Genomic DNA, 23,921 nt, shown 5'->3' with positions numbered 1-23,921 from the left:
TCGAGGGCTGCTACTCCAAACACCATGAGATCCACAACCACACAATAGACCAGCTAGTACAGGACTTGAAACGCCACGATTCGGCATCGAACATATTCGGAATAGAGTAAAAACCGGCCGAGTTCGAAACACGACCTTCGAGAATCAATTTCGCTCGTTCCCAGTTCCATGGAGTCGAAAACCACACACCCTTTATATAGTCCTCTCGGCCGACGCTTCAATTGTAAGGTGAACTACGATGGCTGAACCCGCACAAATCGAGATGATGGGGAACCGCATGGAATTCGACTACTCAGAGGGCGTCACCGGCTACGTCCTCGTCCTCGTCCGTCTACTGACGGGCTATTGGTTCCTCCACGCTGGCTGGACCAAGCTCGTCGGCCCCGAGGCGTTCGACGCTTCGGGCTGGATGATTCACGGAGCCGAGGGTGCACCGATTCACGGCTTCCTCGTGTGGGCCGCCAACACGCCGTGGATGCTGGAGCTCACGAACTTCATGATTCCCGCCGGTGAGTTCCTCATCGGCCTTGGCATCATGGTCGGCCTCCTGACCCGCCTGGCCGCCTTCTTCGGCGGCTTCCTGATGGTGTTCTTCTACCTCGGGAACGCCGACTGGGCGCACGGCTACGTCAACGGCGACCTGTTCGGCCTCCTGCTGTTCGTCATCGTCGGCACCCTCGCCGCGGGACGAATCTACGGCCTCGACGCCATCGTCGAGAAGATGGAGTTCGTCCGGCAGCGCCCCATCCTGAAGTACCTCCTCGGCTGAACCGGGGACAAGACCTCCCCGGCTTCGCGGCCGGGAGGTCGCGGGCGCAGCCGTGACGAAGCGACTTTTTACGTGAATTTCACCGAGACTGGCGAGGCGATAGCTCACTCTGGGTCTGACGATGTGATTACTCACTCTGAGACAGGCAGGACGAACCTCTGAGAACCTGACTGAGCGACCGGAGTCGAGACGCTACACCCGAAAGTCGGCGTCCGGGTCGACCACGCGGTCGACCTCTGGCGGTGCCTCCCACTCTGTCGTGAGTTCGAGGAGTTGCACGAGCATCCGGCCGGTCGCACCCCAAACGGTGTAGCCGTCGACGTGGAAGAAGTGGAGGCGAATCTCACCGTACTGTGGGTGGTCGCGGAGTTCGGATTCGTAGTTCGGTCGGTCGGTCAGGTCGTCGACCGAGAGGACGGCGATTTCCGCGACTTCGCGGTCGTCAGGCTCGTACTCTCGGTCGGGGACCGTGGCGACGAACGGCGAGACTGCGTAGTCCGTCACCGTGAGGATGTCGTCGAGGCGGCCGTAAAACGAAGGTTCGTCGGCCCGAAGTCCGATTTCTTCGTTGGCCTCGCGGAGTGCGGTCGCTCTGAGGTCCACGTCACTGGGCTCGCGCCCACCGCCGGGAAAGCTCATCTGCCCGGGATGTTCGCCGAGGTGGTCGGCTCGCTTCGTGAACAGCACGTGCGGCCGGTCGCCGCGCATCACGACCGGCGCGATGACCGCTGCGTGCCGCCCCGCCTCGACAGTCACCGGGTCGTGTTGGGCGACTCTCGCGAGGTCCATCGTCACGACAGAAAAAGCGGCGACACGACTTAGGCCTGCCCCTCTTCCGCCAATGCTGCGTCCAGACGCTCGCGAATCGAGGCGACATCGGTGTCTGCCCACGCTTCGAGGTCGTATGTGATATCGAGCAGTCGAGCGGCCTCGTCGGTGTCTCCCGACGAGACGGCTTTCGCCGCCGCGGTGCGAAGACGGCCTTCGACCTGCTCGACCAGTTCGTCGCGCGGGACCGTCCGCGTCGGATAGTCGAGAATGTGCGGGAGGTCCTCCGCTCGCGGCGGCAGCGTCGGGAAGGCCACCGGGCCGACCGTCAGCAACTCGGCATCCGCCTCGTCCGACTCGTACGGGACGAGGTAGTACGCGTCCACAGCGTCCGAAATCGCACCAGAGAGTGCGTCAGTGTCGGTCTCGTGTCCCTGTTTGAAAGCCAGTTCGTCCAGCGCGTCTTCGAGTTCCTCGCGAGTGAGTGCACCAAAGAGGTCGACGACGCCTGCCAAATCGTCGTAGGTCTCCTCGCTCATCTGTCTCCTCGAATCGTGCTCGGTCGTCGCCTGTGTGGTGTTCGAGTGTCGCCTGTGTGGTGCCCGTGGGTCGTCATTAGCCCGGTGGTCACACGCAGCGAATAAAAGTGCGATGGGCGTCAGAGCTGGTTCTCAGCTCGGCCGTTGTGGGAGTCAGGCGCCACCGTTCGGAATCCGTCCGGCGCGTTGCAGGACGAGGAGTCCAGCGACGATGACGCCAAGTCCGACCGCGAAGCCGACGAACACCTGGTCGAACGTGTACGCGATGTCGGTCAGGTACCCGACCGCACCCGCGCCGGTGGCCTGGAAAATCATCATCCCGAACGAATACACCGAGTAGGCGCTGCCGCGACTCTCGTCCGGGAGCGTGTCGAGCAGGTAGGCGTCGAGTGCCGGAAAGAGGCTGTGGATGACGTACCCGAGGATAGCCGTGACGACGAGTAACGGAACGAGCCCCCGCGTCTGTGTGAGGACGAGGACCGACGTGACGAACGCGACGAGAACGCCGAGGATGTACGGAACGCGCGGGAGTTTGTCGGCGAGGCGGCCGGAGAGGAAAAACGCCGGAACGCCCGCGCCGAAGACGACAGTGAGCATGTTGCGCGCCGTCGCCTGTGGCAGTCCCTTCGAGGTCATATACAACTCGTAGAAGTTGAACACGCCCTGCCAGACGAACCCGGTCGCGCCGAGGATAACGACGCCAGTGAGGATGACGCGCCACTCCTTGCGGACGGCCCCGAGCAGGTCGCGGTCGTCGGCCCCGGCGTCCGGCAACTCGGTCGAGCGAGCCGTCAGATAGAGCACGACAGTGACCACGGCGGCCGCGAGGCCGACACAGACGAACACGAGTTGCCACGACGCCGAGATGAAGGGAACGTCGAGGTCGGCACCGACCGCGAGGACGAGGGTGACGAAGGGAGCCACACCGACGGCCGCGAGTTGGCTCGCAGTGCCGTGAATGCCCATCGCGCGACCGACGCGCTCCGGGTAGAGTTCGCTCACGAGCGGGTTCGCAGCGACGAAGTACGCACCGGAGGCCAGTCCCATCGATGCGGCACCGACCATCAGCATCTCGATGGACCGGGCGCTGGCGGTGAGCGCGGATGCGAGAACGAGAACGATACCGGTTCCGAGGACGACGCGATGACGCGGAATTCGGGTGAGGAGCCACCCCGTCGGAACGCGAAGGCTGGCGCTGCCGAGCCAGACGAGCGTCGCCACGAACCCGACGGTGGCCCGGTTTACGTCGAAAAAGACGATGAACTCGCCGAGAAGCGGCGCGAAGACGACGCGGGCGAGGTTGACGAGCAGCACCATCCCACAGAGCGTACCAAAGAGACGGCCACGAGACACGGTCGGAGACGCGCACCGCGTGGTGACAACCCTTTCGAACGGGGATTCGGTTGCCGGGTCGGCGGCGGCTTTTTATGTTCGTTGGACAAACCAGCCGGTATGAAGACAACGCGGAAAGGGCTTCGTGACGGGGAGCTGAAAAAGGATACCTACGGGCGATTGACCTGCTCCGAGTGCGGGGAGTCACTGAAGAAGAAGAACGACCCCGACGAAGTGTTCTCACTCCGAATGTGCCCGAACTGCGGAAGCGAGTGGAAGGAACTCCGATAGCGGTACAGCAGCAACTAAGCGGACACTCACTCGAAGACAGCGTCGAAAGACCGCGCCCCAAGCGGGTCGAACGTCCCGGCGGCGACGTTCTCCGCGACGTGCTCGGGCGACGCCGCACCGACTAACGCCGCGGTCACACCGGGCGCGCTCCGCGAGAAATTGAGTGCCCGTTGCGCAAGTGTCTCACCCGTCAGTAACTCGTTTACCGATTCTGGAATTTCTCGTGAGAGGTCTCCCTGTGCGAGACTCGCGCTCGTGAACACGTCGAGGTCGTGTTCGTGGGCGTACCACAGCGCGCTCGTCTGTTCTCCGTCGTCGGTTTCGTGTGCGTCCACCGTGAACGCGTCCGCCATCACGACGTTGAACGGGAGTTGAACCGCGTCGAGGCTGGATTCGTCGTTGCCGACGGTTTCAGCCGCCTGTTCAGCCCGCCGGACGACTTCTGGAAGCGAGAGATACGAGTCGTGGTCCGCAGGGACGCGGAACGCCTCCCACGTGGCGATGCCGTACCGACCGATGTCGTCGGCCGCGACGCGCCGTTCGAGCACTTCGAAGGCGGCTTCGATGCGGTCGTAGACGGTTTCTCTGTCTGCGATTGCGAGTTGCGTCTCCGGGTTGTGGAGGTAGTACAGATCGATGTGGTCGAGACCAGTCAGGTCGAGCGAGCGGTCGACCATCTCGTCGATGAACGCCGGGGCGATGGTGTGGCTGCCGTGGGCGAGTTCGTCGCCAGTGGCCAATCCAGCGTCGAGGACCGTCTCTCGGACGTACTGGGCGGGATTCTCCGGGCGAGTGCGGTCGAACGGGACGAATCCGGCTTTCGAGGCCACGGCGATAGCGTCGCGGTCGATGTCGGCCTCGCGAACCGCCTCGCCGACGACGCGCTCGGAGCGCCCGTGACGGTAGTTCGACGCGGTGTCGAGGAGGTTGATTCCGCTCTCCAGCGCGAGGACGAGCGACTCGCGGTACTGCTCGTCGACTTCGTCGGTCGGGTCGCCGAGGTACGTCCCGATGCCGATACTGGAGACGACGCCCGGCCCGAAGCGTCGGAAGAACGTGCGGCCGAAACTGTCGCCGAAACGGTCGCGGTACGCCCACGTGCCCCGTGCTGTAGCCATAAGCGGGCGTTGGAACGCGGACGGTTAAGGCTCACCGGTCGCTGTCGGGGAGTCACGACAGCAGACAGAACGAGCCTCAAATATCGCCAGAGAGCGCTTCGAACACCCGCTCGACGAGTTCGTCGCGCGGGACGTGGTTTCCGTTGCCGCCGTCTGTGACGGCGTCCGGGCGGAGAATCTGGCCGCCGCCCATTCGGGCGTGGCCACCGGCGCTCGCACCGCGATAGTCTTCGAGTGCGGCTTCGAGCGTTCGACCCATGTGGACGCGGTCATCGCGGGAGCGACCGGAGAGATAGACGTTGTTGTCTCGCTCGCCGCAGATAACCGCGGCGGTGACGCCTTCGAGTTGGATGAGTTCGTCGGCCGCCTGTGGGATGGCGTCGACGTTCGAGATGGTTCCGATGTCGGCGACGGCGAAGGGGCCACGGACGTCGCGTCCGGCGATTGCGCGGGCTTTGGCTTCGAGCACCTCCCGGGACACCTCGGGATTGGCGATGCGGTCGAGGTGGTCTTCGTTGACGCCCGGGAAGAGATAGCCCGCCGCGTCGAAGTCGGGGGCAGAACACCCGGCAGTGAGCTGTTTCGTGTCGGTGAGAATCCCGTACACGAGGCCTGTCGCGACCTCCGAGGGAACGGTGTACGAGGAGTTGACTTCACTGGCGTGCATGTCCGGGGGGACGGGTTTCGCACCCACGTCGCGGAAGTACTCCGCGATGATGCTCGAACAGGCCCCGTAGTCGGTTCGGACGTCAGTGAACGCCTCGCCGGTCCCGTCTCCGGGGTGGTGATCGACGACCGCGTAGGGAAGGATTCCTTCCGCACCCGCGAATCCGCGAGGGGTGTTGTGGTCCACGAGGATGACCGCTTCCGCAGCGAGGTCGCTTACGTGGTCGATAGAGTCCAAATCAAGGTCGAGAACGGTCCGAAACGCGCGATTTTCCTGATGTCGAATCTGCCCGGCAAATTGAATTGTCGGTGTTGTACCGACCTGTTCGGCGAGACACGCGACACCGATTGCAGCGGCCATCGCGTCCGGGTCCGGGTTCGGATGCATGAGCACCGCGACTTCGTCGACGTCTGCGAGCGCCTCGGCGAATCGCGCACCCATCGGGCGTTTGAATCGAATCGCCGCGTACGCCGCGAGTACGAAAGCAGCGAGACCGACGACGACAGCAGCGACTACCTCTGGATGGGTATTGACGAACGACCCGACAGACTCGGCTACCTGTGCCGAGTCGACTTGTCCCACCGAACCAGCCATACCCAACACGTCCAACCCCGGTGTCATCAATATTCCCCCTAATCTATCGTTTCCGTGTGACAAAAAATCGGGGACCCAGCGCCTTTCGGTTGCAGGCGTCTCAGGCGTGGTCGTCGCGGTAGGCGTCGATTGCGGCGCGGTATCCCTCCCGATACGTGGGATACCTAAATCCGTAGTTGAGTTCGTGAAGGCGGTCGTTCGAACAGCGCTTACTCGTCAGAATGCGCCTCCGAGCAGCCTCAGAGAGACCGTCATCCGCCAGTCGCTCTTCTTTCGAGCGCTTGTCCGGCCGTGGGACGCCGCACTCGTCGGCCAGCCAGTCGGCGAACTCGTGTTTCGAAACCGGTTCGTCGTCGACGACGACTACGACCTCGTCGCGAGCACAGTCTTCTTCGAGGACGAACCGGACTGAGCCTGCCGCGTCATCTCGGTGGACCATGTTGAGATAGCCTGCAGTGACGGGGCCGGACAGATACCGCTCCAGCCGGTATCGGTCGGGGCCGTACAAGCCTGCAAACCGGGCAACTGTTCCGTCGATGCCCTTCTCTGCGGCGTACTCGCGGGCGACACGCTCGGCCTCGGCGAGGACCTGCGTCTTGTCTGTCGTCGGTTCGAGTGGCGTCTCTTCGTCGACGAAGTCGCCGCCGTGGTCGCCGTAGACGCCCGTGCTGGACGTGTAGACGAGTCTGTCGGGGGCGTCATCGCGGGCGGCGAAATGGTCGATAGCGGTTCGGAGTCCTTCGACGTAGACGGTGCGGGCTGCCTCTGCTCCGCGACCGCCCGAACTGGCGGCGAAAACGACGTGGTCTACATCGGGCACCGACGACAGCGATTCGGAATCCGTCACGTCGGCGCGGACTGCTTCGGCCCCGGTCTCGGAGACAGCGTCGAGCCCCTCGTCAGAGCGCCTGACACCCCAGACCTCGTGACCGTCGGCGACGAGGTCGCGGGCGAGTTCGAGGCCGACGTATCCACACCCGAGGATGGCGACTCTCATCGCTCGTTACGGACGGCGATAGCGTGGTGGATGGCAGCCAGTTCGTTCAGCGTGACGGACGTTCGGCCTTCGATTGCCTGTTGAACTTCCTGTCCGCTGAGGTCGAGGTCGACCGCGGACGCGAGGCTGTCCACGTCGAGAATGCCCGTCGTCATCCCCATGAGAAGGTGGTCGCGGAACTCCCAGACGATGGCGTCGGCGTCCGGGTTCTCGTCGGTCAGCGCGAGGATTTCGGCTGCCTGTTCGAGCGTCAGTTCCAACATCCCGTTGGAGAGTGCCTGTTCGGAGACGTCAGCCGCCGCTGCGGCCGCGTCAGCGCCAACCGTCTCGACCGCCGCGCGAAGTTCGTCCTCGTAGGCGGCTCGAAGCTCGTCGGCCGAGACTGCACCGGGTTGCTCCACGGCGTCGTACAACATATGCCGGGTGTGAGGCGTGGGGCGGGAAAACGATTGTTACTCGAACAGCACCGTGGTGACAACAATGGAATCCGGTTATCAGGACTGCCGACAGTCCCCGACAGCGGTACAGCCGGGGCCGCCAGCCCAGCCAGCGGAGCGTTCGTCGGCGTTGCCGTCGATGTCGCCGACACCGATTCCCGACGGTGGGACGGCGACCACGATAGCTGTCTCGACAGTGAAGTTAACGCGCTCACCGCGTCCAACGGCTTCGCTGGTCCCGTCGCCGTCCCAGTCGAGTGCCACAGAAGCCCCATCGCGGGCGTAGGTCAACGACTCCGTGTCACCGCGAGCGTGGACACGGAACTGCGCGAACTCGCCCGCGAGTTCGACGTCCCACACGTTGACCGTCGCGTACCAGTATCCCGGCACGGGCGCGACCGGGAATCCAGCGGGAACGCGCCGGAAGTTCTTGCCGAGTCGGGACGAGAGCGTCTTGTTCACCCGCTTCGACACTGCCTTTTCGGTTGCACTCATCGCGGCGTCCGTCGCAACGGTCGCGACTGCGTCTTCGCGGACCGACCGAGTCGTGTGGACCGTCCGGTTCGTGAGTCGCTGCGGGACCGTCGCGCCCGTCTGCTTGCGGGCGGCCCGAAATGCCTCATCGAGGCGGAGTTCGAGGAGGTCGGCCTCCGTGGTTCCCGCGCCTGCGGCTTCGATAGCAATCGCCCGTGCCGCCGACCCGTTCGTGACGGCGAGCGCGCGGTGAGCCGGACTCTCCCAGCGGCCGAGTGCGGTTCGAAGGACGCGCCGACGTTCGGTGTTCGAGAGGTCGGTGTGTTCGGTGAGCGTCGTTGCGGCTGCGGTCGTGGGGGGCCGCATCGCTCGGGTGACCGCGGCTTCGAGCCGGGTGTGGCGGGTTTCGAGACGGTCGTGACGTTTTTCGAGGCTCTCGTTGGATGCGTTCGACGCATCGAGCGTCGCATCCGCGGCGAGAAGTGTCCGCGCTGCGACTCGGAGCGGGACCCGACGACGAGCGCCGAACACGGGTTCGAGGACCGTGTCGGTCGCATCGCCGTAGGGGAGCGTGAACAGATTGGTGTTGCGGGCGACGAGCGGGTGATAGGTCCCCGACGAGTCGACAGCCGGGAGCGACGAACCAGCCTGGCCGTCGAGCGAGAGATACATCGGGTCAGCGTCGGGGACGTACCGAACGCCATCAGCCGACTGGGTCGCGTTCGCGGAGCCGAGCGTGTCGCCTGCTGCTCGTTTCGCGGCGACGGCCGCAGAGAGTGACCCGACGTTGGAATCCTGCGACGCATCGTCTGCGGCACCGGTCGCGTCGGCGGTTCGGTTCGCGCGCCGGTCGAGTTCGGCGAGGACGTGATCGAGGTAGGCTGCACGGACTGCGACGCGGGCGCGGTCGGCGACGCCGTCGTAGGTGGTCGGCGCATCGAGAAGTTCGTCTTTGTCCGCTCGGATGTCGGCCGCGAGTTCGGCCGCGGGGTTAGATTCACTCGCCGCGAGCGACTGCGCCGAGACGGTCACAGTCCGGTTGCGGACGCGCTGGTGAAGGTCGAGCAGGTCTCCGCGAAGCCACGTGTCGAGCTTCGATGGGCGAGTCACAGCAATGGAATCCGGGGTGGGTTCGTCACTGGCAGCCACGTCGCGTGCGAGTCCGTCGAAGCCGCCGCTCGTTTCCAGCGTGTCGGTTGCGACATCCGCCGCAGACTCGTAGTTCGCGCCATTCAGTGCGCCGCCGCGGGAGAGTGCAGGAGAGATGTTTTGGTCTGGGCCGGGCACGCTTTGCGGGTCGACGACGACAGCCAGGTCGACGCGAGTTTCGGTGGTCGACCGCGCTTGCGACGAGAGCGTTTCGTTCCCGCGACGCCACGTTCGCGTCGACGTCTCGGTCGTCGTGACCAGACGGGATGCGGAATCGACGACGACAGTTTCCACGTGCGTGTCCGGCGTCCGGGTCGGCAGCGACGTGACCGTCGTGTTCGACTCGGTCTCAGTGCCGACGAGTTCCCAGCCGTCGCCCGGCTGAGTCATCGGGGTCGTCGTTTGCTCGACTGTTCGCTCCGCGACGACTGCAGCGTCCGCACGATAGGCATCGGTGACGACGCTGTCGAACGATTCTGCGTGGTCGCCATTCTCGCTACCGCGTCCGTCGCCGTCGAGCAGCGCGACGAGCGCGTGGTCTGCGGCTGGTCCGACAGACGAGTTGATGCTGCGGTTCTCTGGGTCGGTCGGTTTCGGGGTATCCGAGCTTTCAGATGGATTCGGTTCGGGAAGCGCGTTGGCCAGCTTGGGTGCGGCGGGAGACCCGGTCAGCGTCAAGAGGTCGCGTGCGCCGGTCTTGACGGCCGCTCGGCCGAGTGCGCCAGTCGCGTCGCGGTCGGTCGCGCCAAATGCCTGCTTCTCGGCGAGAAGGACGCCCGCGTTCGCTGCCAGCGCGGCGTGGTCGTTCGTGACGACGTTGTCGATTGGTGCGCCCGCGTACTGTCCCCAGCCGCGAGTCCACGCGGAGGCCCAGAGTGCGGTCGTGACCGTCGCGTCCATGGTTCCGCCGTCAGTAATGCCCGCGTCGAGTCGGTGTTCGAACCGCTCGGTTCGGTCGTGGAGCGCGAGTACCGGCGTCTGGACGCCGACGGTCGTCGTTATCGTGTCGTCGACCACGTGACGACCGTCGCGCCACGCATCGACCGAGACGTTCTCGACAGTGACGACGAGCAGCGTCCCGTTTTCTCGTTCCTCGATTGCGACGCGGTCGAGTGCCGCCCGAAGCGCAGATTCGTTCGGCGTCGACGGGAGCGACGCGGTCGCACACACGCCGCCACGTTGGACGGCAGTCGTTTGCAGATGCTCGGACGCGGCGAGTGCGATTCGGAGTCGGAGGTAATCGCGGAACGTATTGTTCGCCGAGAGGAGTCGGCCGACGGTCGTGTTCGACCGTTTCGTGACCGGATTCGCGGCCGCCTCGCGCGCAGCGTCTCGAACTGCAGCGCGGACTGCGGTATTCGTCTCGGCAGTGACCGTCTCGACTGCCTCGTCGACGCGTCGGTCAGCAACCGGGTTGTGGGTCGAGAGCGCGCCGGAGAACGTCGCGCTGGCGACGAGCAGAAGGATGCCGAGGAGTGCGAAGGGAACGCGTCCCCGGTCGTCGTCCGCGAGTCTCACAGCGACCACGTCCTGACAACGATGTCTACGTGGCCGACCGAGATGGCTTGTGCGGCCTCCCTCGGTGTCTCGTAGTTCGCCCGCATGTCGGCTGCGAGTTTGGGCGCGAGCGCCGCTTCGAGGTCGGCGTTAGCGGCACGAGGCTCGACACTCGCGACTTCCGGTTCGACAGACGCATTCAGAAGCGTGCCCGCCCGCTCGTAGCGGTGGGCCATCAGCGTCGAAACCGGCTCGTCGCCGTGAAGCGCCAACCGAGCCTGTTCGGGTGGGAACAAGCCCGCAACCGTCCGTTGTGCAACCACTCGCGCCACAGCGTCGAAGCCGTCGTCGCTTGCGGTGACCGCGTCTTCACGTGCTGATGGGAAGCCACTCGGAACGCGAAGCGACGCCGAGTGAACCGTCGCGGCCTCGGAAGGGCGAGGACCGAGTGTATCGGTCGCTTGCACCGGTGCACCGGGGTACGGTGCCCACCGAACGGCGACGTTGACACCGCGGACAGGAAGTTCCGAAGCGATGCGTTCGGCGACGCTCCGACGCATGTCGTCGCGGGCGTGAGTGAGTCGAACGCCATCGATAGCGACTGTCCCGAGGGTACTGCGGGCGAGTAACCCGGCGAGACTACCGTGAGCAGTGCGGTCGAGTTCGCGCGCATCGACGCCACCAGACTCCAGAAGCGACGGGTCCGCGGCTTCGACGCCGGGTTCGAGGTCGTAGTAGACTGTCGCCGTGCTGGTCGCCAGCGACGTTGCGATACCGTCTGCGTCGAGCGCGTTGTCAGCGCCCGTGAGGCTACCTTCGTCTGCGGTGACGACGACGCCGACGCTCGCACTCACGAGGAGCAGACAGAGCGTCACGTCGAGGACGAGGTCGGTCACGCCCAGACCTCCACGCGAAGCGTCCCGAAGCCAACGTGACCGGGTTCGGAGCGAACACTCACCTGCGTACTCGCCGTGTCGGTCGTGGCACCGTCCGGCACCTCCGCGCCTGCGACGCGTCGCTCGTCCCCGACCGCTACGACGAGACGGCACGAGTATCCGGTCGGGCACGCATCGAGGCCCGCCGAGAGACGTGCGAGTTCGACGACGCCGGAATCGTCGGCGAGGGCCGACTCGACAGCGGTCAGCGTCGAGGGTTCGAGGTCACGGTCGGCGGTCGGAAGCGACCGGTCGAGAACCGTCGCATAGCCCGAGATGGCTGCACACACGACGACGAGACCGACGAGCGCAGACATCGGCGACAACTGGCCTCTACGCTGCGACGATAGTGACATCGACTCCCTCCCAGGTGACGTGACGGACGACGAGCGATTCAGGCGCAGAACGCCACGAGCGACCGGTTTCGTGGGTCGCGGCCGTGGCGTCACGAGTCGCGGTCGCAGTCTCACGGGTTGCGGTCGCGACCTCACGGGTTACGGTCGCGACCTCGCGGGACTCGGCAGCAGCCTTCCGGAATGCGGCTGGCGAGTCGAAGACAGTACTCGGGGCTGCGCCCGTGGCGACAGCACCGAGCCGCGAATCCAACGTCGCGGGGGTGACGGGGCCGAAGGCGAGTGTCGCGTGCGCGACACCGCCGTCGTTCCGCAGGCCGATTCGCTGCGGGTCGAGCCGAATTTCGGCTGCGCCGAGCGGAACCTCGGCCGTCGCGTCGTACTCGGCGACTGCGACGTCGTCGATGGTCTCAGCGACCCCCTGCGCATCCGGTGCTGGTGTCGTCGGGAGCCCTGCCACGACGCCGACGAGGAGCGTGGCACCCACCGAGAGCGCGACCAGCGTGTACATCGATTCGAACGGAACGTCCAACATAGGACGGGGTGGTCCCGTTCGAGTATTTAAACCTCAGCACCGGGTGGGCCGGGCGGGGTATCAGAGCAGCGTCCCTGCGGCGACGAACGCAGCGAGGAACGTCACGGTCGCCGAGAGGAGCGCGCGTCCGACGCGGGCCGCGACGAGGTGGCGATCCAGTCCGTTCGCCACGCCGACCGAGAGCGTCGTCAGGAGCACCGCAGAGAGTAAGACGTAGACGCCGACGGCCAGCCCGAGGTCGGCAGTCGCGAGCGGTGCAGTGACGGCAGCCTGGTCGAGCGTTCGCGCCGGAGCCATCCCATCGGCGAGAGCGACCGTCGCGCCAGCGACGAGCGGCCCGAAGACGGACGCCGTGTTCGACAGCGTCTCGGTTACAGTTGCGAGTTCGCGGCGAGCCTCGGCGTCCAGCCGAGCGAGTGCGTCGAGTTGGTCAGCCATCGAGACGATGGCGCGGCCCGCGGGTCGGCCCTCGTGTGCGGCGAGTCCGAGGAGTGTCACGACGCTGGCGACGCGCGGGCTCGGCAGCGATTCGAGAACGCCGTGGTCGCCGCAGAACGAGTCGACGACGCCAACCCGGAGTCGGCGCTGCACGCCGACAGCGTCGGAGAGCAGGTCGCCAGTCGCGCCGGGTGTCGTCTCCGCGGCACGGGCAAGCGCCGATTCGACGGCTTCGCCCTCACCGACAGCCCTGCCGACGAGGTACATCGCGTCCGAGAGACCGTCTTCGACCGCTCGAACCTGTTCGCGGAGTTTGACGACCGGCCGGGAGCCGACGACGAGCGCCGCACCCGACGCGAGTCCGACTGCGCCGAGCGGGGCCGCCCACGGCGCGACGAGCGTGTTAGCACCGACGAATCCGGCACCACCGGCGACGAGGCCGGAGACAGCAGCCAGTAGTCGGGTATCCTCGACTGCCGGATTCGAGGCGTCGATAGAGAGCGGTGCGAACGCGACAGGACGGCGAACTAACACCCACGCGACAGCAGCGAAGAGGCACGCCGGAAGGACGACATCGTAGAGCGCGACGACGTGAGCGAAACCAACCCCGACGCCAGCGACACGGGCTGCTGGGAGCGCCCCGACCAGTGCGAGCGGGAGCAAGACGCCGAACGCGTACACGGCGGTAATCGGTCCACGAATCTCGCCGACGAACGCGGCAAGTCGGTCGCGCGTCTCGACGCGAACGACCTCGTGGGCTCGTTCGAGCGTTCGGTCGCGTTCGCCAGCAGGCACGTCTGCTGCGGTTTCGACGAGCGCGGTCGCCCGGTCGAGCGCAGGGAACCACGAGCGCCACGCGGCAGCGAACTCGCTGAGGCCGCTGGTCGGCGTTCCACGGGCACGTTCGACGTGTGTGTCGAGCGAGTTCGCCAAGGCGTCGTCGCCGGCGTTCGCCGCGAACACCGCCGCGCGCTCGACAGACGGTTCGAGTCGCATCCGAAGCACGAGTCGCCCGACGAGTTCCGGGGCGCGGCCGAGTGCCCGCGTTCGGTGGAGTCTCGCGAGCCAGACTGGTGCGGTGTGAATCGCGTGCGTCGCACCCATCGCCATGGCGAGGAAGACGAGTCCGATAGTCAGAGGCGGAACGCCGACGAGCGCCGCGAGCAGCCCGCCGACGAGACCGCCCGGAACGCTCGCGCCGTATCCCGCGTCGACGACGGTCTGGGCGTCGAGGTCGGTGGTGAGAAACGCCAGCGATTGCGTCAGTTCGTCGCCGGGGTCGACAGAGACTGGCGAGAGGCGTGCGAGCGCCGGGAGGACGGTGTGAACCATCGTTCGCGTCGCTGTGGTCACCATCGGGACACACCCCCTGCGCGGGCGTCGGCGAGGTCAGTTGGCGTCGTTCTGCCCGTCGCGGCGAGCGATTCGAGTCGGCGAGCGCGCTCGTCGATTGTGTCGAGCACGTCGGCGTACGACTCGCCCGGTCGGGCAAGCGTCTCGATTGCGGCGCTGTTGCCGCGAGAGACACACCCGGTCGGCGTGAGCGACGCGCCATCGTGAGAGAACAGCGTCTCGAACGTCGCGTCGCCGTCGGTCGGGCGCACCTCTTCGATTCGGGCGACGCGATGCTCGTCGGCGCGTTCACAGGTGACGACGAGGTCGGTCGCCGCGAACGACGAGGCCGGAACGCCGAGGTCCGACACGACCCGCTCGCGTACGTCGGTCGCACCGTCGCCGTGAATCGTTCCGAGGACGGCGCTCGCGTTCGCGCCGACGCGCATCGCTTCGTAGAGCACTGACGCCTCCTCGCCGCGAACTTCGCCAACTGCGAGCGCACCGTCGCCGAGCCTGAGCGCGGCGTGGAGCGCCTCCTGCGGCGTCGGTTCTGGCCCGCCAGTCGTGTCGGTTCGAAGCGTCTGCACGTCTCTGTCCGCGGCTCGAAGTGCCGCCGCCGGAAGCTCGGGCGTGTCCTCGATGAGAACCGTTCGAACCGAAGCGGGCAGTTCCCAGACGAGCGACCCGAGGAAGGTCGTCTTCCCCGCTCCGCGTGCGCCAGCGACGAGGACCGACGCACCGCGCTCGACAGCAAGCGAGCAGAGGGCGGCGGCGTCGGCCGAGATGGTTCCGTTTTCCACCAGCGCGGGGAGCGTCAGTGGCGTCTCGTCGTGTCTGCGGAACGCGAACCCGAGACTATCACTTGCCGGTGCGGTCACGCCCGCGACGCGAACCGTCGCCCCGCCGGCCTCGACGACGGTGTCGAGCGTCGGGTCCGCGCGGGAGAACGACGCGCCACTCACGCGACGGAGGCGCGACGCCAACGACTCGGCACCGCCGGGCACGAGTCGGACGTTCGTCGGCATCGATTCGCCATCGACGACGACGCGAATCAGGTTCTCGTCGGCTGGCGTCGAGACGTACACGTCCGACACCGCCGGGTCGGAAAACAGATCGTCGAGGACGCCGTGACCGTGGGTGTGCTTCGCCAGAATCGACGTGAGCACGTCGACCGGGTCGTCAGCGTCGGCAACGAGACGCACCGCGCGTCCGGGTGCTCGCTCACCGGCCTCGACGCGGCCCTGTGCAAGCGCGTCGTGGGCGTCTGCGAGCGTCTGCGCCGAGTCGGCATCGAGCGTCGACGCCAGTGGGTCGAGGTGGTAGACGGGGCCGTTCGGGGCCTCGTACCGGCGAGCAACCGCACCCGAGTCGAGTTCGCTGGTGGAGACGAGTCGCGCGTCTGCTGGCGGTTTCGGGTCGATACGCGAGCGGGCAATCGTCGGTCCGACTACAGCGCGGAGTGCGTCGTCGTAGTCGGCAGCGCGGGCCGCTCCCTCGGTGAGTCCGGTTTCGACGGCGGCGCGCTTGACCGGCCCGGCACGGCCAGTTGCTTCGTGTGCGGCGGCGAGCGGGTCGCGGCGAGCGCGTTCGGCCAGTCGGTCGTCGCGGAAGCCGACGCGTTCTGCAAATCTCCCGGCAGCGACGAGGAGGGCAGTCGCGGCGTCGTCGTACCGCCACTCCCGGCCGCCTTGGCGGACGACGACCGAATCGGCGTCGCGGTCCTCCAGCGCACCGATTGCTGTCGCCCGACACGGCGGCGAGGTTGCGAGCGACCCGCCGTACGGGCACGTGCTCGCGTCGACGAGAAGCACCGCATCGTCGTCGTGCAGGTCGTCGGTCGGCGTCGAGAACGTCGGCGCACAGCCACACGCCGGGGACGAGTCGGCGTCGCTCGAAGCGACGAGCGAATCTGGAAGGGAGTCCGCGACGGGAGAATCCCCGAGGTAGTCAGACACCGTGCGCGAGAGAGACCGTCCGACATCGGGCGACGAGGAGTCGTCCAGTCCGAGTGCGGCGGCGAGGTCGAGAGGCATACACCGGCGTGATCCCGTTCGGGTATTTGAACCTACGCCCGGGGATTCGAAGGTGAAAACGGTCGATAAATGGGGTTGCAAACGCCGATTCACGCCGGTTCGACCACGACGACCGAGCCACGCGAATCGGACTGGAGCGTGAGGTCCAGCGTGTGCGTGCCGGGACCCAGTGAGAGTCGTTCGCCGACCACGTGAACGCGTGGCCCGCCGACGCGACGAACGACAGTCGGACCCCCCGCTGTCGTCGCCGTGAGTTCGACACCGTCGCCGCCGCGAATCGTGAGCTGAGAGACGCGGGCCGACCGCCACGACCCAGACGGAACGTCGAGAACGACACGTCTCCGGGCACCGTCGAGGCCGACCGGGGGCGGGTCTTCGGTCGTCGCGAGCGAGGTTGCCGCCTGCGCGAGTGTGTCTGCCATCGACCCGACGCTGACGGCAGTCGCGTCCGCTCTGGCGGCGTCGGCTGCTGGGAACGCGACGCCCGCAATCGCCACGGCGAGACAGCACGCGATGACGACGCGAATCACAGCACGTCGCGGAGACGAGCAGCCAGACCGCTGTTCGTGGCGTCCGCGTTGTCGCCAGCCGCGGAATCGACTGGCTCGTGTTCGACACCATCGGTTGGCTCGGGAGACGCCGTCGCCTGGGCTATCGACGACTGCTGACGGGCAGCATCGGATTCGTCGACGAGCGCTTCCTCCAGCGACTCGGCTTTAGCGAGTGCCGCGTCCGCCCGGCGCTCGACCGACTCGTTGACCGCGCGAACGCCGCCGAGGTACCCGCGGATGGCCTGCGTCGCAGCGTCGATATCGTCCATGCGTTCGGTGAGGGTCTCGACGGTCGATTCGAGATCCGAGACGCGTTCTTCGACCGCGGCGAGGTCTTCGAGGTCTGAGACGGGCGCGTCGGTTCCGGTCAGTGTCCGTTCGACAGCGTCAAGGCGAGCGACGAGTTCAGCTGTTCGGTCGGCGGCCGCAGCATCTGACGTTGCTCGGGTGTTCTCCTCGGTGGTCGTGCGACCGGTGGTGCGTGTCATACGCCGGGGTGGTCCCGTCATATGGCATAAACCTGCGCCTCGATTGGGTGTCGTCACGGCACCACAGACAGGTGCGGTCGCCCACTTTTGAGAAGAGCGGTCACTCACTTTCGAGCGGGGGCCGACTCGCGTGGGGAACGTTGAAGAGCAACCCAATAGTGGTGTTGGATATGAAGACAGTCCTGATTGGTCTCGGCCAAGCGGGTGGGAAGCTCACGGCGGCCCTCCAGTCGTTCGACGAGCGAATGGGATTCGGTGCTGTCCTCGGTGCAGTCGGGGTTAACACCGCAAAGGCTGACCTCAAGCAACTACCGTTCGAGACGGTTCTCATCGGACAGGACCGTGTCAACGGCCACGGCGTCGGCGGCGACAACGAACTCGGTGCCGAAGTCATGCAAGCGGACAAGACGGAAGTACTCTCGGCGCTCGACGGCCGTGTCACGGCCGAAGCCGAGTCGATATTCATCGTCGCCGGACTCGGTGGGGGGTCCGGTTCCGGTGGTGCGCCCGTCCTCGCGAAGGAACTCCAGCGAATCTACAACATCCCGGTCTACGTCCTCGGCATCCTTCCCGGCGAGGACGAAGGCGCGATGTATCAGGTGAACGCCGGACGGTCGCTCAAGACTGTCGCCCGCGAATCAGACGCCGTCCTCCTCGTCGACAACGACGCCTTCCGGTCGTCTGGCGAGTCGATGAGCGAAGGATTCGACGCGATAAACGAGGCTATCGCCCGTCGCGTCGGCCTCCTGCTCGCCTCCGGCGAGGCGACCGAAGGCGTCGGCGAGAGCGTCGTCGACTCGTCCGAGGTTATCAACACCCTCCGTGCCGGGGGTATCGCGGCACTTGGCTACGCAAGTGCCGAAGCGGCACCGAAGGCAGAAGAGAACATCAATGCCGTGATGAGTATCGTCCGTCGAGCCGTCCTGACGGGGACGAGTCTCCCGGACGCGAGCAACGCGGACTCTGCGCTCGTCGTCGTCGCCGGAAAGCCCGATTCGATTCCGCGAAAAGGTGTCGAGCGCGCCCGACGGTGGGTCGAGGAAGAGACCGGCAGTCTACAGGTCCGCGGTGGCGACTTCCCACTCGAAAGTAACCGACTCGCGTCACTCGTCCTCATGGGCGGCGTCGAGCGCTCTGACCGCGTCGAGTCGTTCATGGAGCGCGCCCGCGAGGCCATCGACGAGGCGAAAAACGAGACGCGCGAGGACCCGAGTGAGATGTGGCAGAACGACAAGATAGACGACCTTATCTGAGCGTCGTGCTCGCGCTGGTCGGCAGCTGAATCGGCGAAAGAAAGACTGGTTTTCGACGGAGTCGCGTTCGACTGAGAGACGATTCGCTCGCGTTACTGGTGGACGAGACTCGCGCCGTCGAGTTCGGTGCGCGCGTAGTCGATTTCCATCAGGTCGAGGATGGTCGGTGCGATGTCGTAGAGGTCGGCGTCTTCGATTTCGGCGTCGGGGTTGTCGATGAGCAGCGTCGCGTTGTCGAAGCTGTGCATCCCGTTTCGCGGGCCGACACCGAAGACTTCGTCGTGGCCCTTGAACCCGGACTTGAGGTCGAATCCGTGGTTCGGGACGACGACGAGGTCGGGTGCGATGTCGTCGTGGTCGCCGCGGAAGGCTTCTTCCTTGACGACGACGCGGTCTGCGACTTTCTTGCCGTCTGGGCCTTCGAGGGCTTCGAGTTCGGCTTTCAATTCGTCGCGGACTGCCTCGTATTCGTCCTGCGGGACGGAGCCGCGAGGTTCGCGACCTTCGAGGTTGATGAAGAAGCGACCGGGGATAAGCGAGTACGCGCGAGACTCTTCGGCGATGTCCGAGAGTGCCTCGTGGTCGTCGTCTTCGTAGGAAAGCCAGCCGTTCTCTTCGAGCCACGTGTTGCAGTGGACCTCGTAGTCGAGCGACGTGAAACCGTGGTCGGACGCGACGACGAGCGTCACGTCCTCGGGAAGGCTGTCACGAATCTTGCCGATGTAATCGTCGACCTTCCGATAGAACTCCATGAAGGCGTCTTTGTTCTCACCGTCGCGCTCGTAGTCCTTGAAGAGGAAGTGGTTGAGGCGGTCGGTCGTCATGAAGACGCCGAAAAAGAGGTCCCAGTCGTCTTTTTCGAGGTAGTGTGTGAACGCCTCGTACCGCTTGTCGAGCGTCTCGTGGGCGTCCTCGACGAAGTCGGACTTGTCGTCTTTGTGTCCGAGTTTGGCGTTGACGTCGATTTTGTAGCCGATGTCCTGAAGCGTGTCTCGGAGTTCGTCGGGGAACGCCGCCTTATCGACGCCCGGCGAGAGGAAGCCAGAGACCATGCGCTGGACGTTTCGCTGCGGTGGGAACGTCACGGGCACGTTCATCACAGTCGCGTCGCGGCCAGCGTCGGTGACGCGGTCCCAGACGCGCGTGGCCTGGACGTCGCGACCCATCGGGACGTACGTGTCGTACGACCGAACTTCGCGGTCCTGGAAGCCGTACACGCCGGTCTCGCCGGGATTGACACCGGTCGTGAGCGCCGGCCAACACGCGCTGGATTCAGGAGGGACGATGCTGTCGATGGCTCCGGCAGCGCCTTCGTCGGCCAGTGCCGCGACGTTGGGGAACTCTTCAGGGTGGTCAGAGAGGAGACTAAAGGGCACCCCGTCGATGCCGATGAAAGCGACACGCGGATGGTCCTTACCGCGGAGTCGGTCGAACAAACCCATACTTCACGATATCCAAGATAAGCATAAGAAGGTTCGTCTCTGCACGCGCGTTTGCGGCGATATACGACGGACTCCGTGTGCCGACCGAGACTGCGGCGAGTTTCGCCGGGCGAAGAGAAACATGCCGAGAAATCGCCGAGCGAAGGGAGTCTCTCCGAAACGACTGCTCGTCTGTGCTACTCTGGCGTCCGAGGGCTCCCCGGCACCGTCAGCGGCCGTTCCTGTGCGAGTGAGGTCCGACCGCTCACGCGGAGTTCGCTCGTAGCGACGAACGCCACCCCCCACGCAACGAGTGCAACAGCCCAGACGGCATCGATACTCGACGCTTGCGCCGGGAACGTCAGCGAGAGCGCGCCGAAGTAGACCGCGAGACCCGCAGAGAACCACGCGACGATGCGGTGGCCGGGTGCGCCCGCGGCGGCGACAAGCCCCGTCAAGAGCAGCACGATGGACATGACCGCCATCTCCATGTAGTGGCCCATCATGGCGTGGCTGTCGCCGGTGCTCTGAAGCCCGAACTGGTTCACTGCGTAGGCCAACACGGGAACCGATGCGACGGCGACGAGGCCGAGCAGTGCCGGACTGTATTCATCGCCGACCGAGAGGATGTCGCGTCCCGCCGGGTGGAACAGCGTCATCAGACCGGTCAGCACGAAGAACGGCACGACCTCTTCGACCGGACCGTTTCCGATAATCGTCCCGGCGAGGACGAGCGTCGTCACGACGAACGCGATTTGCATCAGTGCCACACGCTTCAGCGGGCGGTACAGTTGCGTCGCGACGCCGAGGATGATTATCCAGACTGTCGAGGCGATGACCATGATGTGCAGGCGATGTATCCCGAGTTCTTCGCCGCCTGCACCCCACCCAACTATCGAGTACGACAGCAGTTCAACGACGAACGCGGCCGCCATTCCGAGCGTCACGAGCGCGAGAAGATAGAACGTATAGAGGCGTGCCCGAGCGAACGTCATCGGCGTTTCATCGTCCGATGCCTCTCCCCCGTTAATAGTCTCACCAGACATGATTCGTGTTGATAATACAACGGAGCGCCGCATAACCATTTTTCAGCAATTACAGACAGTCTGGCAAACAGTTGAACAATGGTGAGTACTCGACTGACGCTGTGAGGGTGGCGGCGAAGGAGCGAAGTGCCACGCACGGCAAGGTCAGGTCGTGAAGGAGTTCGAGCGCAAGCAACTGTTAGAACGCGTCAATCGGGAGGGCGCGACGGTAGGCGTACAGATTCCCGAGACCATCGAGATACAGGGTGAGATGATAGACCTCCGGGAGTTCGTCTTCGAAATCAAGCGTCGAGACACCATCCCTGCAGGTGAACGCGAGCGCGTCGACCAAGCGAAGCGGAACCTCCGGCGGGAGCGACTGGAGCGTCTCCAGCCTATCGAGGACAACGAGGTGAGCTACGAGGAGGGCCGTCGTCTCATCGACGACATCGTCGGCATCGACCGAGCGTTGAACGCGCTCGAACAACTCCGCCCGGTCGACCTCGAACAGGAGTCGAAACTTCAGAACGCGGCCGATCAAAAGCGCTGGATGAGCTTCCTGAAGAAGGCGCTCGGCCGCGAGGGAGGCGCAAGTAAGCGAGGCGGTCGATGAGCCGGAACGACGAGATTGCGACACTCCTCGAAGAGTTCGCAGACCGCCTCGACGCGACGGGCGTCGAGTACAAACCGTCGAGTTACCGTCGCGCAGCGGAGAACATCCGCGAGCATCCAAAGCCCATCGAAGACCTCGCCGCCGAAGGCGAAGACGCGGTTCAAACAATCGACCGCGTCGGCGACGCCATCTCCTCGAAGATTGTCGAGTACTTCGAGACGGGCCACATCGAGGAGTTAGACGACCTCCGAGACGAGTTGCCCGTGGACATGGCCGGGCTGACGAGCGTCGAGGGTGTCGGCCCCAAGACAGTCGGCACGCTCTACGAAGCGCTCGGCATCACCGACCTCGACGAGTTGGAAGCTGCCGCCCGCGACGGAGAGATTCAGGAGGTCAAAGGCTTCGGCGCAAAGACCGAGCAGAACATCCTCGACGGCATCGACTTCGCCCGCAAATCGACCGGCCGAGAACTCCTCGGAAAGGCGCGCCCCGTTGCCGACGACCTGCTGGCCTATCTCAGCGAGAACAACGCCGTCGAGCGGGCCGAACCCGCCGGGTCGATGCGTCGCTGGCGCGAGACGGTCGGCGACATCGACATCCTTGTCGCGAGCGACCACCCCCAATCGGTCATCGACTCCTTCGTCGACTTCGAACTCACCGGCGACATCATCGAAGCGGGCGAGCAGAAGGCGAGCATCCGGGTGAACGCGATGCGGGTCGACCTCCGCGTCGTCGACCCCGACGAGTACGGGGCCGCCCTCCAGTACTTCACCGGGAGCAAGGACCACAACGTCCACCTCCGCAACATCGCCATCGACCGCGGCCTCAAGATGAACGAGTACGGGATGTTCGACATCTCAGCTGTCTCCGACGCCGACGACGGCCCCCGCGTCGGTGAGCGAGTCGGGGGCGACACCGAGGAGTCGATGTACGCCGCGCTCGACGTACCGCTCGTTCCGCCCGAGATGCGCGAAGACACGGGCGAGATAGAGGCCGCGACCGACGGAGAACTCCCGAGTCTCCTCGAAGAAGGCGACGTTCGCGGCGACCTCCACACCCACACCGAGTGGTCCGACGGCGACAACACCATCGCCGAGATGGTCGCCGCGGCCGAAGAACGCGGCTACGAGTACCACGTCGTCTCCGACCACGCGACCGGCCCCGGCATGGTCGGTGGCGTCGGCGTCGAAGACGACGAGTTACTCGAACAGGCCGAGGAAGTCAGACGCGTCGCGGAAGACGCCGATATCGCAGTCTTCCACGGTGTCGAAGCGAACATCGACGCCGAGGGCGGTATCTCCGTCGCGGACGACGTGCTCGACCAACTGGACGTGGTCGTCGCCTCGCCCCACAGCGCGCTCGACCAAGACCGCGAGACAGCAACCGAACGGCTCGTACGTGCGATTGAACACCCCGCGGTCGATATCCTCGGCCACCCGACCGGCCGCCTCATCAACCAGCGTCCCGGGCTTCCGCTCGATTACGAACGAATCGCCGAGGCGGCCGTCGAAAACGACGTTGCACTCGAACTCAACGCGAGTCCGTACCGACTCGACTTGAACGGCGAAGCGCTCAAAATCGCTGCCGAGGCGGGCGCGACAATCGCCATCAACACCGACGCACACCGGCCCGCCGAACTCGACCACGTCCGGTACGGGGTTCACACCGCCCGACGCGGATGGGTCGAAACGGCGGATGTGCTGAACGCCCGCCCGGTGGAGGAACTTCGAGACTTCGTGCAGTGACCGACGAGCGCGAGACCACCGCTACCGGCAGCGACGAGGTCGGACCTGACCATCCGGGGACCATCGCCTCGGGTATCGAGGGTGGGTGCCCAGACAAAACGAGATTCCTTCTGGACGTGATGCTCGGCAAGCTTGCCACCTACCTGCGGATGTGCGGGTACGACACGGCTTACGCGCTCGACGAACACGACACCGACCCGGGCGATTCGACCCTTCTCGACCGCGCCGCCGAGGAATCTCGGGTGCTCCTCACGCGCGACGTGTCGCTGGCCGAACGAGCGTCCAGAAGCGTTCTGGTGGCGTCGAAACGCCCACTCCACCAGTTACGCGAACTCGAATCGGTCGGCTTCGACATCGCGCTGGACGAGGAACCAACCCGCTGCGGCGTCTGCAACGGGCCTGTCGAAGAACTCGGCGACGACGCGCCGATTCCCGAATACGCCCCGAGCGACGGGGAGACGAGGTTGTGGCGCTGTCGCGACTGCGGACAGGTGTTCTGGCGCGGAAGTCACTGGCGAGACGTCGAGTCGAGGTTGAACGAATTGTGAGAAGTGAACCGCCCAG

Annotated in this window: 23 protein-coding genes; 6 read left to right on the top strand and 17 right to left on the bottom strand. The window is 65.4% G+C overall.

All coding sequences use genetic code 11. The annotated features are described in order from the left end of the window. Positions 1 to 238 precede the first annotated feature (238 nt). On the top strand, positions 239 to 769 hold the full coding sequence (locus C453_RS05875) for a DoxX family protein (protein ID WP_008323287.1): 531 nt from the start codon (positions 239 to 241) through the stop codon (positions 767 to 769). Between the two features lie 192 nt (positions 770 to 961). On the opposite strand, the gene C453_RS05870 is transcribed toward C453_RS05875, so the two are convergent. The 3 genes from C453_RS05870 to C453_RS05860 all read right to left on the bottom strand — a co-directional run bounded on the left by C453_RS05870 (position 962) and on the right by C453_RS05860 (position 3,393). Beyond that, complete coding sequence (locus tag C453_RS05870) at positions 962 to 1,558, bottom strand: NUDIX hydrolase (RefSeq protein WP_008323285.1); 597 nt, start codon at positions 1,556 to 1,558, stop codon at positions 962 to 964. Positions 1,559 to 1,587: 29 nt separating this feature from the next. Beyond that, the gene (locus C453_RS05865) at positions 1,588 to 2,076 is read right to left on the bottom strand and encodes a DUF7109 family protein (protein ID WP_008323283.1); all 489 of its coding nucleotides are present in this window, start codon (positions 2,074 to 2,076) and stop codon (positions 1,588 to 1,590) included. Positions 2,077 to 2,229: 153 nt separating this feature from the next. After that, positions 2,230 to 3,393 (bottom strand): MFS transporter, encoded by a 1,164-nt coding sequence (locus C453_RS05860; RefSeq protein ID WP_008323282.1) that lies wholly within the window; start codon positions 3,391 to 3,393, stop codon positions 2,230 to 2,232. A 135-nt stretch (positions 3,394 to 3,528) separates the two neighbouring features. On the opposite strand from C453_RS05860, the gene C453_RS20370 reads away from it, so the two are divergent. Continuing rightward, positions 3,529 to 3,699: an HVO_0758 family zinc finger protein gene (locus tag C453_RS20370; protein ID WP_007545159.1), complete on the top strand. Its 171-nt coding sequence runs from the start codon at positions 3,529 to 3,531 to the stop codon at positions 3,697 to 3,699. 26 nt (positions 3,700 to 3,725) lie between these two features. Here the strand turns inward: C453_RS20370 and C453_RS05855 are convergent, their stop codons facing one another. The 12 genes from C453_RS05855 to C453_RS05800 all read right to left on the bottom strand — a co-directional run bounded on the left by C453_RS05855 (position 3,726) and on the right by C453_RS05800 (position 17,300). After that, positions 3,726 to 4,817 carry an aldo/keto reductase gene (locus C453_RS05855; protein ID WP_008323281.1) on the bottom strand — a complete coding sequence of 364 codons (1,092 nt, stop codon included), beginning with the start codon at positions 4,815 to 4,817 and terminating at the stop codon, positions 3,726 to 3,728. Positions 4,818 to 4,893: 76 nt separating this feature from the next. Then, entirely contained in the window at positions 4,894 to 6,078 is a 1,185-nt protein-coding gene (locus C453_RS05850; protein ID WP_008323280.1) for a DHH family phosphoesterase, read from the bottom strand. A 100-nt stretch (positions 6,079 to 6,178) separates the two neighbouring features. Next, the gene (locus C453_RS05845; protein ID WP_008323279.1) at positions 6,179 to 7,075 is read right to left on the bottom strand and encodes an SDR family oxidoreductase; all 897 of its coding nucleotides are present in this window, start codon (positions 7,073 to 7,075) and stop codon (positions 6,179 to 6,181) included. Continuing rightward, complete coding sequence (locus C453_RS05840; protein WP_008323278.1) at positions 7,072 to 7,491, bottom strand: DUF5791 family protein; 420 nt, start codon at positions 7,489 to 7,491, stop codon at positions 7,072 to 7,074. Before C453_RS05840 ends, C453_RS05845 begins: the two co-directional genes overlap by 4 nt. A gap of 78 nt (positions 7,492 to 7,569) precedes the next feature. Beyond that, positions 7,570 to 10,662: a DUF7286 family protein gene (locus tag C453_RS05835; RefSeq protein WP_008323277.1), complete on the bottom strand. Its 3,093-nt coding sequence runs from the start codon at positions 10,660 to 10,662 to the stop codon at positions 7,570 to 7,572. Continuing rightward, positions 10,650 to 11,528, bottom strand: coding sequence for a DUF7284 family protein (locus tag C453_RS05830; RefSeq protein WP_008323276.1), 879 nt, complete (start codon positions 11,526 to 11,528; stop codon positions 10,650 to 10,652). Before C453_RS05830 ends, C453_RS05835 begins: the two co-directional genes overlap by 13 nt. Further along, the gene (locus tag C453_RS05825) at positions 11,525 to 11,923 is read right to left on the bottom strand and encodes a DUF7285 family protein (RefSeq protein WP_049907540.1); all 399 of its coding nucleotides are present in this window, start codon (positions 11,921 to 11,923) and stop codon (positions 11,525 to 11,527) included. Before C453_RS05825 ends, C453_RS05830 begins: the two co-directional genes overlap by 4 nt. Continuing rightward, positions 11,901 to 12,455: a DUF7283 family protein gene (locus C453_RS05820; protein ID WP_008323274.1), complete on the bottom strand. Its 555-nt coding sequence runs from the start codon at positions 12,453 to 12,455 to the stop codon at positions 11,901 to 11,903. The genes C453_RS05825 and C453_RS05820 overlap by 23 nt, the downstream gene beginning before the upstream one ends. A gap of 60 nt (positions 12,456 to 12,515) precedes the next feature. Beyond that, positions 12,516 to 14,249, bottom strand: coding sequence for a hypothetical protein (locus C453_RS05815; RefSeq protein WP_049907539.1), 1,734 nt, complete (start codon positions 14,247 to 14,249; stop codon positions 12,516 to 12,518). Then, on the bottom strand, positions 14,243 to 16,261 hold the full coding sequence (locus C453_RS05810; protein ID WP_008323272.1) for an ATPase, T2SS/T4P/T4SS family: 2,019 nt from the start codon (positions 16,259 to 16,261) through the stop codon (positions 14,243 to 14,245). Before C453_RS05810 ends, C453_RS05815 begins: the two co-directional genes overlap by 7 nt. 89 nt (positions 16,262 to 16,350) lie before the next feature. Then, the gene (locus C453_RS05805; protein WP_007545147.1) at positions 16,351 to 16,791 is read right to left on the bottom strand and encodes a DUF7311 family protein; all 441 of its coding nucleotides are present in this window, start codon (positions 16,789 to 16,791) and stop codon (positions 16,351 to 16,353) included. Further along, positions 16,788 to 17,300 (bottom strand): DUF7310 family coiled-coil domain-containing protein, encoded by a 513-nt coding sequence (locus C453_RS05800; protein ID WP_008323271.1) that lies wholly within the window; start codon positions 17,298 to 17,300, stop codon positions 16,788 to 16,790. The genes C453_RS05805 and C453_RS05800 overlap by 4 nt, the downstream gene beginning before the upstream one ends. Positions 17,301 to 17,470: 170 nt before the next feature. Between C453_RS05800 and C453_RS05795 the strand changes: the two genes are divergently transcribed. Then, a complete protein-coding gene (locus tag C453_RS05795) occupies positions 17,471 to 18,553 on the top strand; it encodes a tubulin/FtsZ family protein (RefSeq protein WP_008323270.1) in 1,083 nt (360 codons plus the stop codon). A 92-nt stretch (positions 18,554 to 18,645) separates the two neighbouring features. Here C453_RS05795 and C453_RS05790 read toward each other — a convergent pair whose 3' ends face one another. Further along, entirely contained in the window at positions 18,646 to 19,995 is a 1,350-nt protein-coding gene (locus tag C453_RS05790; protein ID WP_008323269.1) for an alkaline phosphatase family protein, read from the bottom strand. 176 nt (positions 19,996 to 20,171) lie between these two features. Beyond that, complete coding sequence (locus C453_RS05785; protein WP_008323268.1) at positions 20,172 to 21,020, bottom strand: hypothetical protein; 849 nt, start codon at positions 21,018 to 21,020, stop codon at positions 20,172 to 20,174. Between the two features lie 151 nt (positions 21,021 to 21,171). On the opposite strand from C453_RS05785, the gene C453_RS05780 reads away from it, so the two are divergent. Genes C453_RS05780 through C453_RS05770 form a run of 3 tightly spaced genes read left to right on the top strand, consistent with a single transcriptional unit; the run spans position 21,172 to position 23,905 of the window. Continuing rightward, positions 21,172 to 21,612, top strand: coding sequence for a DUF5788 family protein (locus tag C453_RS05780; protein ID WP_008323267.1), 441 nt, complete (start codon positions 21,172 to 21,174; stop codon positions 21,610 to 21,612). Further along, a complete protein-coding gene (polX, locus tag C453_RS05775) occupies positions 21,609 to 23,357 on the top strand; it encodes a DNA polymerase/3'-5' exonuclease PolX (RefSeq protein WP_008323266.1) in 1,749 nt (582 codons plus the stop codon). The genes C453_RS05780 and polX overlap by 4 nt, the downstream gene beginning before the upstream one ends. Further along, entirely contained in the window at positions 23,354 to 23,905 is a 552-nt protein-coding gene (locus C453_RS05770) for a Mut7-C RNAse domain-containing protein (protein WP_008323265.1), read from the top strand. Before polX ends, C453_RS05770 begins: the two co-directional genes overlap by 4 nt. Positions 23,906 to 23,921 lie beyond the last annotated feature (16 nt).

The organism is Haloferax elongans ATCC BAA-1513 (assembly GCF_000336755.1).
Lineage (GTDB): Archaea > Halobacteriota > Halobacteria > Halobacteriales > Haloferacaceae > Haloferax > Haloferax elongans.
This window is presented reverse-complemented; position numbering and strand designations above follow the sequence as displayed.